Source organism: Bacillus sp. XF8 (genome assembly GCF_017498755.1).
GTDB classification, from domain to species: Bacteria; Bacillota; Bacilli; order Bacillales; family Bacillaceae_G; genus Bacillus_A; species Bacillus_A bingmayongensis.
Genome location: NZ_JAGDQK010000035.1, coordinates 44451 through 60497, shown reverse-complemented (window position 1 = coordinate 60497; position 16047 = coordinate 44451). Strand labels below are relative to the sequence as shown.

The window sequence follows — 16047 nt, the reverse complement described above, 5'->3', positions numbered from 1 at the left end:
AGAGGAATTTCTTTTAGTCGAATACTTTCTCGTAGCAGTTATACCAATTGTAAGGCTGTGGTTTACTTGCAAAATAAACAGCGCCGCAGCAAATATAATCGTTTGTTTCATATAGACATAAGGAAACAGGGTTACCTGTGAAGGCATCTAAGCGTATCCCCGTATAATTCTTTTGCTCCGCTTCATTTTCCCAAAAGGATAATAATACTTTGCTATATCCTTTTCCTTGGGAGTTAGGATGGATGACAAAAGAGTGGACAATGAGAAGACGCCCCTCCATTTTTGACCAATTAATAAGCGTATACTCTGGGGACTGATATTCGTTCAAAACGACGGCACCAACGATTGAATCATCTTCATATAGACAATAAAGCTCGTTATTTTCTAAGTGATAGGAAACCGTTTCACGCGTCGGATAAGAGTCATCCCATTGGTAAATCTGCTTTTGTAATAGGTCTTCTTTACACTGCATATACATAGCATCTAATTCATCTAATTGGTTAAGTGTACCTTTTATTATTTGTAGCATATGTGTCTCCTTTACAAGCAAATTGAAATAAGATCACCTTCAGCAAGCGTTGTATTTGGTTTCATCTGTTGTCCATTCAACTGAATGTGTCCGTTTTTGATTCGATCTACAATCGCGGTGCGGCTCCAATCTGAAATATACGCTGCGAGTGCTTTATCCATGCGATGAGAGCCTAAAACGGTTTCTAGTGTAATGTTTATTTGTGTAGTACCATTTTCTTTATATTGCATAATTGAAATGGTAGTGGTTGTTTCATCTTGTTCTTTCTGAAACACATCGAGCGTTTCGACATGATCAGAAAACGATTTATAAATTTGAAGTTTCTTATTCCACGTATGGCCTTTAGGACATTTATAAATGGCAAAGCGGTAAATGTTTTTTCCATTTGCGTTATGTCTACGAATATTTGTATCAGTAAAAAGGGTGGTATGCCCACAATTTTTACAATGTTTTTCAATCTTTGTTTCAAATTCATTGTCATATAAACTCCAAGAAAGTTGTACTTTCTGCATTTTCCTTCACCTCGTTTGATGGTAAAGGAACGTAATACAGCTATTTGGATGTCTTGCAGTATGAATGAGGAAGAAATAGACAAAAATAAAAAGAGGTTCCCTTATAGGAACCTCCGTACAACATCATACTACAGATGCGTTACGTTCCTTTGTAATGGGAAATGAACAGACTACTCCCTTGATAAAAGCACACAGCTTTTTTAAGAGTAATGCTATTCAATTGCTGATCCATTACAAAGTAAATGTTGGCATACGTAGTAGACGTCCTTTCTTCCAAATAGATTTGCTCATAAGTATACCATAAGAGATTGAAAATTCAAAATGTTTTTATGTGAAAAAACACCAGCCATCAAGGTAGCTGGTGTCATAATATTATATAAGTTCAAATAAGAATGAGCGAAGTTCTTCTGCAATTTCTTCAGAGACAGAAAAAGCATGCTCTAAGTAGCCGGGTTCGTTTAAATCGTCAGTGCCGATGATTGCAAATTTATTGCGCTGCATATCAAGGACAATTGTTTTACCATAATGACGATCAGAATATAAAAGCGCTAAATCGTGGCGCTCATTTTCTCCCATAAAGCTAACGAAACGCGTTTTTGTATCGACTGTATCGTCGTAAAGAAAGAAACGTTCTTCCATACTACACAGGCTCCTTTTTTAAATATCTAAGTTTAAGTGAGGTTTATGATCTAAATGATGATGCGTTTTAATAAAGCGTACTGTTCTTGTTTTGTAGCGCATAACGATAGAGTACGTTTCTGCTAAATCCCCACCAAGGAATTTAACACCATCTAATAGCTCACCAGCGGATACACCTGTTGCTGAGAAGATTGCGTCATCGCCTGATACTAAGTCATCTAACATAAGAAGTTGACGAGGATCTTCTAATCCCATTTTACGGCAACGTGCTTCTTCTTCTTCATTCATTGGAACTAAGCGTGCTTGCATTTCGCCTTCAAGACATTTCAGTGCTGCTGCAGAGATAACGCCTTCTGGAGCGCCGCCAACACCAACGAATAAATCGATTCCTGTTCCTGGAAGAGCTGTTGCGATTGACGCACCAACATCGCCATCACCGAATAGTTTTACACGTGCACCTTTTGCACGAACACGGTCAATAATATCTTGATGACGTTCACGTTCTTGGACGATAACCGTTAGATCACGAATTTTTTTATTGTTTGCTTCTGCTACAATTTCAATTGTTTTCTCAATTGGATCATCTAAGCTAATTTTACCAGCTGCTTTTGGACCAACCGCTATTTTTTCCATGTACATATCCGGAGCATGAAGAAGGTTCCCTTTATCTGCGATTGCGATAACTGCCATTGCATTTGCAAGACCTTTTGCAACGATGTTTGTACCTTCTAATGGGTCAACGGCGATATCTACTTCTGGACCGTTGCCTGTTCCAAGTTCCTCACCAATATATAACATTGGTGCTTCATCAAGTTCTCCTTCACCAATTACAACAGTACCTGCCATGTTTACTGAATCAAACATATCACGCATAGCAGTAGTTGCTGCATCATCTGCTTCGTTTTTCTTTCCGCGGCCCATCCATTGTGCGGATGCTAAGGCTGCTGCTTCTGTTACACGGACAATTTCTAATGCGAGTTCACGTTCCAAGGTGACATTCCTCCAATTTCAAAAATCATACAGTTATAACTATAACAAATAACGAGGGAAAGGTGAATTCGAAAAATTGTCGATTTTTTCAGAAGAAACGGTTACAATTAAAATGTAAATGCTTTTATTTCCAGGTAGGTGACATTCATGTACTTTGTAGACAGAAAAAAAATAGAACAAATGTTAACATGTTTAGAGCAGGTAGTGGATACATTTCAAGAGAAGCAGCAATATGAAACTCCTTTTGAATATTACGCATTAGAGCGTATGTCGCATCTTGTCATTGATTGCATATTAGATGTTGGAAATGCAATGATTGATGGATTTATTATGCGTGATCCAGGAAGTTATGAAGATATTATTGATATTTTAATGGATGAAAAAGTCATAAGCGCGGAAGAAGGAGAAGGAATAAAAGAAGTGATTCTTCTTCGGAAAATGCTTATGCAAGATTATATTCAAATGAACCATGAAGAATTATATACAACGATTCAAAAACAAATCGCTGTGGTACAGAAATACCCTGCGAATATTCGCCGTTACTTAGAAAAGGAATTAGGACCTGTATCTGCATTTGTAGCAGAATAAGCGTATGGATAAGATCCCCATTCACCTTTTTGGGGGTCTTTTTTGTCTATGGGAACGGCTAAAAAGGGAGAAGGATAGAAAATGGGGGAAGCACGTACAACGAAGGAAGAAATTGTACAGCTTTTAAAAATAAACGGTGAACAAACGGTTGGATCGCTAGCGGAATCTTTGGAGATTACAGAGATGGCAGTACGTCGTCATTTAAGTAAGCTTGAGAAAGAAGAAATAATTCAATCGAAAATGGTGCGCCAACATGTGGGAAGGCCAACATATGTATACGCCCTAAGTCAAAAAGGCGAAGATTCATTTCCGAAAGATTATAAGCAATTTGCTTTAGGGATGTTAGAGGATTTAGAGCAAATTGGTGATGAAACCCTTGTAAATGCCATTTTAAAGGCAAGGACGAATCGGATGGAGGAGCAATTAGAAAAACGAGTAAGTCGCCGAGAGAATGTATTACAGAAGCTTAGGGAGGTTACCGTTATCCAAGAGGAAAATGGATATATGGTACAAGTGAAGCAAGATGGGGAAAACTCATACATATTACAAAAACAAAATTGTCCATTAAAGGCTGTTGCTGAAAAATATCCACAGCTTTGTTTGGAGGAAGAAAATATGTATAAGCGGTTGTTTTCTGATGAAGATGTGAAAGTGTTATCAAATATGTGCGATGGTGACTGTCACTGTTCGTATCACATACAAGAGAAAAAATGAACGTTATGGGACGCTTTTAGACGAAGCGTTTTTTTCTTTGGCAAAAGCGGTTAATATAAGAAGGTATGAACGCTAGGACAAAAAGGAGAGAGACATAGATGTATAAAGGCTATTTAATCGACTTAGACGGTACAATGTATCGCGGTGAAGAACAAATTGAAGAAGCGAGTGACTTTGTAAAGGCCTTGCAGGAGCGCGGTCTCCCATATTTGTTTGTAACAAATAACTCAACTCGTAAACCAGAACAAGTAGCAGAAAAGCTTGTTCGTTTCGATATCCCAGCTAAACCAGATCAAGTTTTTACAACGAGCATGGCGACAGCAAACTTTATTTATGACCGTAAACAAGATGCGTCTGTTTATATGATTGGTGAAGAAGGATTGCATGACGCACTTGTGGAAAAAGGATTCAAGCTTGTGGATGAAAATCCTGATTTTGTTGTTGTTGGATTAGATCGTGAAATTACATATGAAAAGCTAGCGAAGGCATGTCTTGCAGTACGTAATGGCGCGACATTTATTTCAACAAATGGAGATATTGCCATTCCAACTGAGCGTGGTTTACTACCAGGGAACGGTTCATTAACATCTGTTGTTACAGTATCCACAGGTGTAGATCCAATCTTTATCGGTAAACCAGAATCCATTATTATGGAGCAAGCATTAAAAGTACTTGGCATGGCGAAAGAAGAGGCGCTAATGGTTGGGGATAACTATGATACTGACATTTTAGCGGGGGTAAATGCTGGTATGCATACGCTTCTTGTCCACACTGGAGTCACAACTGTGGAGAAGTTAACGGAATATGATGTGCAACCAACTCATGTTGTGCATAACTTAACGGAGTGGATTGAGAAGATGTAATAGTGAGCAGGCAATCTTATAGGTTGCCTGTTTTTTTTATGCATAATTGCATATTTGATATGTGGATATAAAAGTTAAAATTAATTTATTAGTATATAAAGTGTTTGTGTTATTAATGGATATATGCAATAGAGATAGGAGGAATAGAATTGTATATAATGTCTATTATTATCCTTGTTTTAACGTTGTGTATTTTAGGTTTTGCTATATGGAAAATATATAAAATAAAAAGTGTGCAAGATGATATTGGAGAGCTCATCGCTACTTATCCACGTAAAAAAAGCCGTTGGTTCACATTGCTTGGTCCAGCTTATTTCTTTGTACAACTTATACTCACATACGTTCGGTATATAGATGGAGAAATTGATAGCTTCGAACTATTGTCACTCAAAATAGGAGCTTACATGGTAGCGATTTGTTTTATGATCCTTTTCGTGATTCATCTAATTAAAGACGTCAAGGTGTATGAAAAAGGTGTTATTGATGGGATGAATTACTATTCTTATGCAGAATTAAAGGGTTATAAAACATCCATATGGGAAAATCCGAAAGAAAATATCTTCTTATATCGTGGGCAAGAAAAGTGGCATGATAATGTGAACTTACTCATTAGGCAAGAAGATATGAGTGAGCTAGAAAACATTCTACAAAGATATATTCCTAAGCTTATCATGAAATGAAAAATCCACCTTATGAAGGTGGATTTTTCATTAAAATACGCGATTCACTACTTCTTTCACTTCTTCAAGATATTGTTTTCTCACATCGTTATCCACAGCAGGAACACTTGTATAGAATGTGTGCTCTAACGTTTCAATTCCTGTAAATTCAAAAATACCAGCATCCGTTGTTTTCTTCATTGCGTCAAACATACCGCTTGCTGTATACGCTTCTTTCGTATTCCCCATTGTGGATAATAACAATCCTTTTTTACCACTTAGTAACTTTTCAATTCCATTTTCACCGTAAGCATACGCAAAGCCATGGCTAAACACACGGTCAACATATCCTTTTAAGATTGCTGGAAGACCCGCCCACCAAACTGGATAAATAAATGTGATGTTATCAGCCCAAGTAATATGTTCTTGTTCTTCTTTAATATCAGCTGGCGTACTCCCTTGAGAAAAGGAAACAAAATCAGAAGCGTTTAATACTGGATTGAAGTTTAATTCATATAAGTCGCGAACACGTACTTCATGACCTTTTTCTTCTAGTTCACCTTTTACAGTTTCTAAAATCGCATGATTGAAGCTCTGTGGATTTGGGTGTGCATAAACGATTAAATGTTTCATGTTTGTTCCTCCTATTTGTGGATATGTAGATAGTTTGTTCAAATAATAAAGGGTTATTGTAAATATTTTAGTTATAATTTTGGAGTTACGTCAAATGATGTGACTCTATCAACAGGGATAGGGAAGCATCTCCTAATATTATCCCCAAGTAACATTCCGCCATGACCAACAAAGACCCGCTTTGGTTGATAACTCATTACGTTGTGGATACTGTTGTGGACTTGTTCCATATCGTCAGCAAAGTAATGAATGTTTGGGGAGTGAGGAGATAGAATGCCCCCAAAATGCCCGCCCATCAGTAAGTCGCCAATAATAGCGTCCTGGTTCTCTAAAATAATAGAGAGTGAGCCTGCTGTGTGACCAGGAGTATGTATAACTTTACCAGGAACGCCGTAATCTTTAAGAGTAAATTCATCACGAATAATAATATCAGGCTCAAAACCTTCTATTTTAGAATAAAATTCGTTTCTCCTTTGCCTCTTTTATCCACGTCGGAAGTTCATTCAACAAGTTGTTATACAATGTTTCATCTGTTGTCTTTTCGATATCTCGAATATAGAAAAAGTTTGCGTTATCAATGAAACGACCTTCCATTTCATCTAGCTTTCTAAGAACGTCAAATTTGCCATTTCCAATCCCAACAAACTGCCAAAAAATCGGTTGGTTAGAAGAGAATACAACTGGTTTTTGAATGCCTTTTTTACAACCACCATCGTTAATAAAAATAACAAAGGCAGGCTCTTCACTTTTCTCCTCAATCGTGTATTTTCTAATGATATCTTCCATCACTTGTGGCTCGTCATTTCGGCCAAATTTATGAATGGAGTTATTATTTAAAATGTGATTTTCTACGTAATTAGCAAAGTCTTTCTCGGTAACAGATGGTAATCTTGAAAATTCATTATCGTATACCCAAATATCTAGCGAACCATCATCATCGAATTGACTTGCAACTGCAAGAACACGTTCAACTACTTCTTGGACAGTGCCGTTTTTATATAGTGTTCGCATTGACCCCGAAATATCTAATACGAGCGCAACTTTTGCGACAACTCCTGTTAATTTCTTTTTTTCTAATACAACGCGTACCGCTTCTTTTCTTAATGTAATAGTTCCCATTTTAATCGCTCCTTTTATCAATTTAGGCAGTAGGAAGAGAGGTGTGAATAAGTTTAAGGGCTGTACTGACAATTTCCTCCGCTGCATATATACCAATTTCATTTGTTCTTACAATGTGAGGTAATAAACTTCTTTGTTTTGTTTCAAGTTCACCGTGAAGAGGGGCAATTGCATGATTAGCCCTTTCTAACATGCATAGATCAAGTAAGGAATCTCCAGCAGTAATTACGGTTTTTGCCTGGAGTTTTTCTTGTACATACTGGACAGCATCCCATTTGTTCACAGGCTTTGGCACAAAATATAATTTTCTGCCTTGCAGTGAGTGATTCCATCCTTGTTTATCGAGCCAAGTGGTGAATGAATGTAATTCGTCGTATGGAATATTGTCACGCTTAATGATGCAGTAGTGAAATAAATCATCCGCAGTTTTTTGTGAAGTGACCCATTCTTCATGAGAGATATTTTGAAATTCTGTTAGAATGTCTTCTTTCTCCATGCATGCTGCTAAGCGCTTTGTTTGTATATTCTTCCAAGTGCTATCTTGTTTGCCATTGTGAAGAATATTGCCGCCATTGCTCGTAATTGCATATTCCGGAATGACTTCTGTTTGAAATAGTGTGATGCGTTGAAACTGTTCTATTGTTCGTGTTGTAACTGGGATGAATTGTGCTTGTAATTGTAGTTCTTTTAATAAAGAGATGGTTTTGTGTGTAATAAAAGAGATCTCTTTACCGTCTAACGTCTCGATAAGTTGAATGTGTTCATCTTCTATAGAAGTACGAAATGCTTTACGTGAATATATAAGCGTTTGATCAAGGTCACTTGCAAAAATCATGAAGGTTTCCTCCCAAGAGGTTTGATTAGGCCACAGCACGAGTATGTCATATCTTTATAGAGTTCTACTGGTACGTTTTTTTCTTTTGCAAGAAGTAAAATGTGTTTTAGGTCTGGATTGTTTTCGTCACGGATTAAAATTTTCCATGGTACTCGTCTTAGTAAAACCCGCGTTGTTTCTCCAACTCCTGGTTTAATTAAATTTATATTTTCTATTCCAAAATGCTTTTGAATAGACGTGATGTCTTGCAGCCCTTGCCAAGATGGTTCTGTATAGGTAGCGATAACGTGCTCTAGTTGCTTTGTTACGTCAGTGCTAATGGAAGGGAATAGTGCTGTGATTTCTTCGATAAAGAGGTTAGATAAATCTTCTGTTTCTAGTTCTCTATAATATTTGGCGCCGTGAAAATCATTTGGACCAATATAAGTTTCATTTAAAACTGTGCGACTGATTAATCCTGATACGGTCGCGTTTAAACATGCGCTTGGAATGAGGTAATCCTCTCGTGTTCCATATATAGAAGTACAATAGCCAGGATCAGCAAGTACGGCCATGCAGTCTGAGATATATTCATGATTCTTTTCGTTAAATGTATGCACAGATTGGCGTAGTTCTTTTTTTATCGCACCTTTTCCAGTCCAGCCATCAATGAACTGAATGGTTTGATTTGGATGGTGCTGCAAAATATAATGAAGTGCATTTTCATCAATGCCACGCCCCCGAATAATAGAAACACAATAATGTGGCAAGTCAAGATTATATTGATAACGAATATATCGTTTTATTAAAACGCCAATTGGTGTACCGGCTCTTGCTAGCGAAACGAGAACAAGATTCTTTCCTTTCGTCTTTATAATTTGCTCGGCTACTACACCGGCTGCAATGGCTAGCTTACGTTTGTATTGCTCGAGTGAAGCAAAAAATAAATCCATATAAGGTTTAGATGGCTTATATTCAATTGGAAGCATTTCAGAGTAATGTGTGCCCGATTGAATTGCTTGTTCTCTTTCTTCTGTTGCCCTTTCTTCTATGACATCACTAATATCTTTTAATAGAAAAATAACATCCTCTTTCGCATAACTACCGATAAGCTGTAATGTTTTGGCCCTGGTCATATTTCTTCACCCTCGCTTTCTACTAAGCTTTTAACTTATTTCTGAAAGAAGTCTCCTTCCTCAAAAAACGAGAAGGGGCATAAGCCCCAGTTTTTAGATGGGAGATGAATTTCAGTCGGCGTAAGCCGAAAGTTCTTGGTATTGCCAATTATTGTTTCGACAAATTCGTTCAAGTTTTGAAAGACTTACCTGTTTGTATGTTTTTCTGGGGATGGTTACATAGTTTCCGTTAATATCCTTGACATAAGCACTTTTTCCGCTGAATCCGCTTATCCAACCCACTTTTCCAAATAGACGTACTTGGTCATTCAAACACCAATCCCCTACTTGTTTCGTGTTTTTCTCATTTCTTTTAGAAGTGATATTCTTTTGCTTTCTGCCTTTTCTTGCGGTTGCTTCGTGTAAGCTTCGTTTTTTCTTCCGAAACTGAACAATCTTAAACATGGTAGACGGGTTGGAACGAACGGCAGAAATTCCACTAATGGCGATGGCATCATTATAATGCGACTTTTCCAATCCAAGTTCTTTTCTGTGGGGTGTTGTTACGCTACCATACGTAACATGATAATCAGGATATTGGTTATATACTTTTCTTCTTATCACGTTCATGAATACTGTTTCCTTATACTGTGGAAGTTTCTTTCCCTCTTGCATCCATTTCCAAAGAACGTTACCCTCTTGGTGATTTTCATGCGTATGACAATCCGCACAAACAGTTATTAGGTTATCTGCTCGGTCAGAACCTCCATGACTTCTGTATATGATGTGATGAGTGTTTAGTATTTTATTCTTTTTCTTACACACTTGACATGTATAATTGTCTCTCGCAAAAACGAAATATCGTACATCGTGATAAGAAAAGGTTTGCCCTTGTTGATAGTCCTTTCCTTCGATTGAAGGATTCATCATCTTCTGCACATCAAACTTCCCAACTTCTATGTGCAAAGCGGGATTAGGCAAAACAGTTCTAAACACATCTACCCAACGAAATGTATTATTTATTCGGTTTTGAATACTTGGAGGAAGCCAACCCTCTTTTTTACTTGAAGTACGATTTTGAAAACGAGCCTTACGGTATCTAGTTTTCCGATTCCGTCTACTTCTACGATAGATTTTCTTTGATTCCAAGTTGCCTTTCACATCGTCACGCAAAGCGATTTCGCCTTTAGCTAACACCTTGTCCTCACTAACAATGGCAACCCCAATATGTTTAGAGCCAAGATCGATTCCTAGTTTGATAGGTTGTTTGTAGCCATAGCTACCATATAATAACTGAATCACGAAAGGCTTGTAGTTAATGATTTTTGCCTTTTTGCTTTTGAGTAATATCCTAGCTTTTCTTTGTGAACATGGCATCAATGCTTCACCATGCTTATTGATAACGAACACAATCATAATGTGTTCCCTCCTTGTGGAGTTTATTTCCCTTCGCCAATGTTATAATCGCTTGTAAGTCCGACTTACACGTTAGGTTGACCGTTCCTTCCCAATCAGAACTATTACAGAGCCTACATAGAGCCAAGAACTAGGGAATCATTCTTGGGTATGATAACGATAATAACGTAGTCCATGAAGACTTAGGCTAGACAATAAGGGCTTTTACAAGCCTCCACTTCAATGAACCTCGCAAGAGGTCATAAGTGGTGGGTTATTGACATGAAACGATATGGATGAGCGGAATAACGGTTTGTAATTGTGTAAGAAGGGGATGGAAAGTATCTTCTTGTAAATCACGTTCTATAAAAAGAAAGACTTCATCGTAGTCCCCAGGCTGGATATTATAAAAATAATTTGTAACGGCTTTATCTTCAGGGCTTTCATAGGAAAAACGACTATGAATAGCGTATTGTACATCACCCGTGTAAGGATGAATCGGACTGCGTGTTGTTGATTGATAGGAAATGTTTTCTCCCATTTCAGCTGCGATTCGCATTGGAAGATACATAAACTCGCCAGTTCCTAAGCAGAGTGTCTGTTGACCTTTTCGCTTTTTCTTTAAATCATGACCAATCTTTCTAGCAAAAGAGTGGATATACTTTTGATCATCGGATGAAATGCCAAAGCGCCCTGTGTAGTTTATGTAGCTGACATTATGCCAGGGAGATGTATACGGTAAAGTAGGGCATGGAATGATATGTTTTTCTATCTTGGATCCTATTAATTTATAAACCGTTTCATCATGTGAATAGGAAGTAGCAACTGGACTACCAATTACATCAATTGAACCGCTTAATAGAGAAATCACATGAATCGTAATATCAAGTTCTTGCTCAAGCTCTGTAAATTGCTTTTGATGCGCATCTGAGCGCCAATCTAATAAAGAAGCAACAATATATTCTTTTCTTGGAAACTTTTCTTGAATGGACCTGATGATATTAAGTACGGTTTTTCCTGTTGTCATTTCGTCATCCACAAGGACGATAGGCTGTTCATTTTGGAAATAGCTTTTGTCCACATAGCAACGATGAGACGTCGCATGAGAATGTTCTTCTTCAAATGTAATGACGGAATCGATTTGTGAGATTGTCTCCCTTGTTGTATGAACATATTGTGCATTTTGAAAACATTGAAACATAGCGTGTCCTAATGCGGTAGCTGTTTCAGCAAATCCAATAAATAAAACTTCTTTTTCTAGAGGGAATTGATACTGGAGAATTGCCTCTAGTTCATTATTGGTACTGTCTTTAGAAGAAATCAGGTTAAGAATTTCTTTTTGATATGGATGATTTGTATGCTGCAATACCTCCATATATCTTGCAGCAAGAGCGCATCCTCCAGCTAAAGAGGTTGCAGGTAGAACGGGAAGGTGTTTCCCTAAAATGGTACTCACAAATAAAAAAACGCGTTTCTTATTCATTCTTGCGGCCATTTGAAATAGCTGATCTGGCGATAATAAATATGGATTATCTCGTACATCTATATGAACTGTTATTTTATTTAAAATGTGGTACGTGTACGTTTTGTTTTGATTTTTCGGTAAGGAGATCGATGAAAGTTTGTTGTTCATGTAGCACCCCGTAAATATTAGATTTCAGAAGTGTTTTACGCGCCCAATTATAATGCGGCTTCACTTCATTCATTTTGTTAGAAAAGCTGCTTTTCATCACGCCGTTATATGTCTGAGCAGCTTCAAAAATTGCTTTTGCATCTAAATAATCCTCTAACGTTACAACATGCAAGGCTTGTACAAGTTTAATGTGGGAAGGGTGAATAACCGTTTTTCCAATCAATCCATTTGATTGATCGAGCAAGACTTCATGAATTAATCCATCCTCATAGCGATGAAGCATATCCTCACGCATTGTAAGCCCAGCGCTTCCGAATGATTCACGAAACGGTGTTTGCCGGAGCTGTGGTTTTAGTACGCGCTGCGTGTTTCCGAAGTACTCCCACACCGGTCCAGATATAACATATTCATCTGCCTTTCTAGAAAAAATATTGATAATATCAGAAATACAATCGCGAATAATAGAAATGTCATAGATCGTCGTATCCTTGTTACGGCGAATGCCGAATAGACCTGAAAAATCCGTCGCACCAATTCGGACATTTAAAATAAAATCACGGTAAGAATCTAAGATTTCTTTAATTGCTAGTAACGCATCAATACGAGTTTCTTTATAAATAATTTCAGGAGACTCTAAAATAGGCATCCCATAAAGTGAAAGAGAATATGTTTCGTTTATATCCGATAGTTCATGAATGTAAGACATTCCGTTAGCTGGAGTGAACTTAGGAAAAACAAAACCGCTTATACAATGAATGGCGTTGCCTAGTTCGTGAACGAGTGAGCGCATTTGTTTTGGTTCACGAATCCGAATAAAGAGAAGTGGTATATCTGATGGAAGAAATTTATTTACATCAATCATATGAGCCAGTAGTTGCATTTGTATGACGACGTTTTGCTCGGCAAGTTTCACTTCTCCATCACTAATGGAATCTTCTAAACAAAGTACAATCGATGTTGTACCTTCGTGCTTTTTTCTAACGATGTCATCTGCAATAGTTCTCTTTGTTCCAGGTGTATATAGAGTAGCTCCTAATGCATAAGCTAATTGTTCTTTTGGCATGTCTTTTGAAAACTCAATAGGCTCCTGATAGAAAAGTTTTTGCTTTTCTTCAACAGGGAGGTAGGAAAAATACTTCAAGTTGTCACCACCTCATTTAAAATAGTTAATCCAATCGTAACACGCTAACAAAAGTTTTCCAATTTAGTATTTTAAAAATTTACAAAGTTTTCAAAAATAGAAGGTTAATTTCAGGATTCATGTAGAACTTTGTTAGTAATTCGTTTTTAGAAAGGGAGAAGAAAGATGAATATACATAAACTAACAAGGACAGAAGCAAAAGAAATCAATACATGGCAGTATGAGGAACCGTATTCGTTATACAGCTTTTCAGGAAGTGATGAAACAATAGAAGAACTGCTAGATGGTACATATTATGGTTGCAGTAATGAACATGGAGAATTCATTGGATATTTTTGTTTTGGAGAAAACGCACAAGTTCCAGGAGGAAGGGATGCGAAGTTATATACAGGCGGAGATACCGTAGATATTGGGCTTGGTATGAAGCCAGATCTAACGGGACAGGGAATGGGGAAATCTTTCTTTCAAGTTGGCCTCCAATTTGCTTTAAAAGAGTTTCGGCCTCAAAGAATCCGTTTAAGCGTTGCTGTTTTTAATAAAAGGGCAATTACATTGTATGAGAATATTGGGTTTCAAAAGAATGTTTTGTTTATGAGCAGGGGGAGAAAGTTCCTGCTCATGGAGTATGATTTAGGTGAATGTCGTTGTTAACAAATGTGTTATGGACCGGTCCAAATTAAGCGTATAACATAACCGAAAAAAATAATGTAAGAGAGTATGGCGATAGAGCATGTTCCACTTATTGCACGAACCAACCCTTTTTCTCCAATGAGTGCTAAAATGATAGATAAAATACTACTTGTAATAATAGTGGCTTCTAGTGAAGCTGTAAGGCGCCATGTCCATGAGAGACATAGAAAGAATGTGACGAAGGCAACCAGTGCGAAAAGGAGAGAAAGCCAAGAAAAGATTTGCTTTTTAGACATCAGAACACACTCCTTTTTTAAATATCCAAAAATATTTTACATAAATTGTATATCGGTTTCCGATTTATGTAAACAAAAGAACCCGCCTCTTTGTGTAAAGAGGTGGGTTCTTATTTTTAGGGTTCTACCTTATTCCGCATGTTCAGCCCGATGCGCCAAGCGACTAGACGCAGCGGCAGCAATTGCTCCGACAATATCATCAAGGAATGTATGAACCTTTCCAGATGATTTATCATTTAAATATTCTAAAATACCCGGTTTTAATTTATCGATATATCCAAAGTTTGTGAAACCGATAGAGCCGTACACGTTTACGATTGAAAGTGCGATTACTTCATCGACTCCATATAAGCCTTCATCACGTTTTACGATATCTTGTAATGGTTCGCTTAACATTCCTTTTTCGGTAAGGACGTCTAATTCGATTCCTGTAATGAGTGCATTTTGTACTTCGCGTTTGGATAATACACGTTCTACGTTGTAACGACATTCTGACATCTCTAATTTTGGATGGTATTTCTTTTGAAGAAAATGAACAAGCTCCGCAATATCATCGATTGTTACACCACGTTCTTGTAGTAGTTGTAATGCTCTTTCTTGTAGTTGATTGGATTCTTTCATGTTATCACCTTTTTTTCTTTTTATTATTTGTATACGTTTCGCTGCTGTATCATGTGCATAGATAGGAATGAAAGTCGAGCACAAGCTCATATATATAAAGAAAAACCATAGGTGGCGACTATGATGATTCAGCATATTTATGAGCATTATCAAATGCATGTCAAAGAATTAATCCCCCTTGGCCCCTATAAAAGCTTTTGGATTCGCAATAAAATTTATGTACTCCTTCCGATTGGGAATATGGAGGAAGATGTACTTGTTGAAATGAAAAAGTTAAGCGATTATATGAACCAGCAAGGGGATATTACTGTTGCGACTTTCGTTCCGACGGTGCACGGTTACTATGTAAGTGAGATAGAAGAAAAAAACTACTGCTTATTAAAAGGTATGCGTTTGCTTGATCGACATGCTACTTCGTTAGGAAGCGAGCTTTCCTTATTCCATAAACGAGGCGCCTTTTTTCCTGAAGAAATAGAACAATTAAGTCGCATCGGTGAATGGAAGTCATTATGGGAAAAAAGGCTTGATCAATTAGAGAAATTTTGGCAATCACAACTTATGAATCAGCCGTCAGATGTATTCGATCAACTATTTATTGAGTCTTTCCCATACTATTTAGGCATTGCTGAAAATGCAATTCAATATGTTGTTGATACAGAAATAGATGATACACCTCAGCTCGCTGATGCAGCAACGATCTGTCAAGAACGCTTTACACCTTTATTATGGCAGCAAACGAATAAATTAAAAATCCCTATCGACTGGGTATATGATCATCCAAGCAGGGATTTAGCGGAATGGATTCGCTATATATCGATGGAAAAGAAGCAAGATTGGGAACAAACAATTTTTCAGTTTGTAACTGATTATGAGAAAAATTATACACTTTCTTCTTTCGGCTGGCGTTTACTATTTGCGCGTCTTCTCTTTCCACTTCGCTACTTTGAAACGGTAGAACAGTACTATCTGACGGGAAATGAAGAACAAAAGAGTATGTACCGAGATCACTTAGAAGACATTTTACACGATGTGAACCGTTCAGAGCAATTTATGAAACACTTCTATGAATTTCTTCGTTTGCCTGTTGATAAGTTCGGGATTCGAAAGTTGGATTGGTTATCTTAATAGGAATTTATAAAAAAGAGACCAATTATGG

At 37.3% G+C, this 16047-nt stretch carries 19 protein-coding genes; 6 read left to right on the top strand and 13 right to left on the bottom strand.

What is annotated here, in order from left to right:
* Positions 1-13 precede the first annotated feature (13 nt).
* From J4P91_RS20625 to glpX, 4 genes are all read right to left on the bottom strand, one after another.
* Positions 14-529, bottom strand: a complete 516-nt coding sequence (locus J4P91_RS20625) for a GNAT family N-acetyltransferase (protein WP_207995643.1) — start codon at positions 527-529, stop codon at positions 14-16.
* Between the two features lie 11 nt (positions 530-540).
* Positions 541-1041, bottom strand: coding sequence for a cytoplasmic protein (locus J4P91_RS20620; protein ID WP_207995642.1), 501 nt, complete (start codon positions 1039-1041; stop codon positions 541-543).
* 372 nt (positions 1042-1413) lie between these two features.
* Positions 1414-1680 (bottom strand): DUF3055 domain-containing protein, encoded by a 267-nt coding sequence (locus J4P91_RS20615; protein WP_003208880.1) that lies wholly within the window; start codon positions 1678-1680, stop codon positions 1414-1416.
* Positions 1681-1698: 18 nt separating this feature from the next.
* Positions 1699-2670 carry a class II fructose-bisphosphatase gene (gene glpX / locus J4P91_RS20610; protein ID WP_207995641.1) on the bottom strand — a complete coding sequence of 324 codons (972 nt, stop codon included), beginning with the start codon at positions 2668-2670 and terminating at the stop codon, positions 1699-1701.
* A 147-nt stretch (positions 2671-2817) separates the two neighbouring features.
* Between glpX and J4P91_RS20605 the strand changes: the two genes are divergently transcribed.
* From J4P91_RS20605 to J4P91_RS20590, 4 genes are all read left to right on the top strand, one after another.
* A complete protein-coding gene (locus J4P91_RS20605) occupies positions 2818-3258 on the top strand; it encodes a DUF86 domain-containing protein (protein ID WP_017150154.1) in 441 nt (146 codons plus the stop codon).
* An 81-nt stretch (positions 3259-3339) separates the two neighbouring features.
* Positions 3340-3972 carry a helix-turn-helix transcriptional regulator gene (locus J4P91_RS20600; RefSeq protein WP_207995640.1) on the top strand — a complete coding sequence of 211 codons (633 nt, stop codon included), beginning with the start codon at positions 3340-3342 and terminating at the stop codon, positions 3970-3972.
* A 98-nt stretch (positions 3973-4070) separates the two neighbouring features.
* Complete coding sequence (locus J4P91_RS20595) at positions 4071-4835, top strand: TIGR01457 family HAD-type hydrolase (RefSeq protein WP_207995639.1); 765 nt, start codon at positions 4071-4073, stop codon at positions 4833-4835.
* Positions 4836-4984: 149 nt separating this feature from the next.
* Entirely contained in the window at positions 4985-5515 is a 531-nt protein-coding gene (locus tag J4P91_RS20590) for an iron ABC transporter substrate-binding protein (RefSeq protein WP_207995638.1), read from the top strand.
* A 30-nt stretch (positions 5516-5545) separates the two neighbouring features.
* On the opposite strand, the gene J4P91_RS20585 is transcribed toward J4P91_RS20590, so the two are convergent.
* From J4P91_RS20585 to J4P91_RS20555, 7 genes are all read right to left on the bottom strand, one after another.
* Entirely contained in the window at positions 5546-6127 is a 582-nt protein-coding gene (locus tag J4P91_RS20585) for an NAD(P)H-dependent oxidoreductase (protein WP_207995637.1), read from the bottom strand.
* A 450-nt stretch (positions 6128-6577) separates the two neighbouring features.
* Entirely contained in the window at positions 6578-7246 is a 669-nt protein-coding gene (locus J4P91_RS20580) for a vWA domain-containing protein (RefSeq protein WP_207995636.1), read from the bottom strand.
* Positions 7247-7268: 22 nt separating this feature from the next.
* On the bottom strand, positions 7269-8081 hold the full coding sequence (locus J4P91_RS20575) for an HAD family hydrolase (protein WP_207995635.1): 813 nt from the start codon (positions 8079-8081) through the stop codon (positions 7269-7271).
* On the bottom strand, positions 8078-9196 hold the full coding sequence (locus J4P91_RS20570; RefSeq protein WP_207995634.1) for a cysteine protease StiP family protein: 1119 nt from the start codon (positions 9194-9196) through the stop codon (positions 8078-8080). Before J4P91_RS20570 ends, J4P91_RS20575 begins: the two co-directional genes overlap by 4 nt.
* A 111-nt stretch (positions 9197-9307) precedes the next feature.
* The gene (iscB, locus tag J4P91_RS20565) at positions 9308-10591 is read right to left on the bottom strand and encodes an RNA-guided endonuclease IscB (protein WP_207995633.1); all 1284 of its coding nucleotides are present in this window, start codon (positions 10589-10591) and stop codon (positions 9308-9310) included.
* Positions 10592-10844: 253 nt separating this feature from the next.
* Complete coding sequence (locus J4P91_RS20560; protein ID WP_207995632.1) at positions 10845-12203, bottom strand: phosphoribosyltransferase family protein; 1359 nt, start codon at positions 12201-12203, stop codon at positions 10845-10847.
* Positions 12130-13344, bottom strand: coding sequence for an HpcH/HpaI aldolase/citrate lyase family protein (locus tag J4P91_RS20555; protein WP_207995631.1), 1215 nt, complete (start codon positions 13342-13344; stop codon positions 12130-12132). Before J4P91_RS20555 ends, J4P91_RS20560 begins: the two co-directional genes overlap by 74 nt.
* A 165-nt stretch (positions 13345-13509) precedes the next feature.
* On the opposite strand from J4P91_RS20555, the gene J4P91_RS20550 reads away from it, so the two are divergent.
* On the top strand, positions 13510-13995 hold the full coding sequence (locus tag J4P91_RS20550; RefSeq protein ID WP_207995630.1) for a GNAT family N-acetyltransferase: 486 nt from the start codon (positions 13510-13512) through the stop codon (positions 13993-13995).
* Between the two features lie 8 nt (positions 13996-14003).
* Here J4P91_RS20550 and J4P91_RS20545 read toward each other — a convergent pair whose 3' ends face one another.
* Positions 14004-14270, bottom strand: coding sequence for a hypothetical protein (locus J4P91_RS20545; RefSeq protein ID WP_207995629.1), 267 nt, complete (start codon positions 14268-14270; stop codon positions 14004-14006).
* A 129-nt stretch (positions 14271-14399) separates the two neighbouring features.
* Complete coding sequence (locus J4P91_RS20540) at positions 14400-14891, bottom strand: phosphatidylglycerophosphatase A family protein (RefSeq protein ID WP_017150166.1); 492 nt, start codon at positions 14889-14891, stop codon at positions 14400-14402.
* A gap of 123 nt (positions 14892-15014) precedes the next feature.
* On the opposite strand from J4P91_RS20540, the gene yutH reads away from it, so the two are divergent.
* Positions 15015-16016: a spore coat putative kinase YutH gene (yutH, locus tag J4P91_RS20535; protein WP_207995628.1), complete on the top strand. Its 1002-nt coding sequence runs from the start codon at positions 15015-15017 to the stop codon at positions 16014-16016.
* Positions 16017-16047 lie beyond the last annotated feature (31 nt).

Bases quoted from the DNA above. Each gene is read 5' to 3' on its own strand.
- J4P91_RS20625 (WP_207995643.1), bottom strand. From the start codon at position 529: ATGCTACAAATAATAAAAGGTACACTTAACCAATTAGATGAATTAGAT.
- J4P91_RS20620 (WP_207995642.1), bottom strand. From the start codon at position 1,041: ATGCAGAAAGTACAACTTTCTTGGAGTTTATATGACAATGAATTTGAA.
- J4P91_RS20615 (WP_003208880.1), bottom strand. From the start codon at position 1,680: ATGGAAGAACGTTTCTTTCTTTACGACGATACAGTCGATACAAAAACG.
- J4P91_RS20605 (WP_017150154.1), top strand. From the start codon at position 2,818: ATGTACTTTGTAGACAGAAAAAAAATAGAACAAATGTTAACATGTTTA.
- J4P91_RS20600 (WP_207995640.1), top strand. From the start codon at position 3,340: ATGGGGGAAGCACGTACAACGAAGGAAGAAATTGTACAGCTTTTAAAA.
- J4P91_RS20595 (WP_207995639.1), top strand. From the start codon at position 4,071: ATGTATAAAGGCTATTTAATCGACTTAGACGGTACAATGTATCGCGGT.
- J4P91_RS20585 (WP_207995637.1), bottom strand. From the start codon at position 6,127: ATGAAACATTTAATCGTTTATGCACACCCAAATCCACAGAGCTTCAAT.
- J4P91_RS20580 (WP_207995636.1), bottom strand. From the start codon at position 7,246: ATGGGAACTATTACATTAAGAAAAGAAGCGGTACGCGTTGTATTAGAA.
- J4P91_RS20575 (WP_207995635.1), bottom strand. From the start codon at position 8,081: ATGATTTTTGCAAGTGACCTTGATCAAACGCTTATATATTCACGTAAA.
- J4P91_RS20570 (WP_207995634.1), bottom strand. From the start codon at position 9,196: ATGACCAGGGCCAAAACATTACAGCTTATCGGTAGTTATGCGAAAGAG.
- iscB (WP_207995633.1), bottom strand. From the start codon at position 10,591: ATGATTGTGTTCGTTATCAATAAGCATGGTGAAGCATTGATGCCATGT.
- J4P91_RS20560 (WP_207995632.1), bottom strand. From the start codon at position 12,203: ATGAACAACAAACTTTCATCGATCTCCTTACCGAAAAATCAAAACAAA.
- J4P91_RS20550 (WP_207995630.1), top strand. From the start codon at position 13,510: ATGAATATACATAAACTAACAAGGACAGAAGCAAAAGAAATCAATACA.
- J4P91_RS20545 (WP_207995629.1), bottom strand. From the start codon at position 14,270: ATGTCTAAAAAGCAAATCTTTTCTTGGCTTTCTCTCCTTTTCGCACTG.
- J4P91_RS20540 (WP_017150166.1), bottom strand. From the start codon at position 14,891: ATGAAAGAATCCAATCAACTACAAGAAAGAGCATTACAACTACTACAA.
- yutH (WP_207995628.1), top strand. From the start codon at position 15,015: ATGATTCAGCATATTTATGAGCATTATCAAATGCATGTCAAAGAATTA.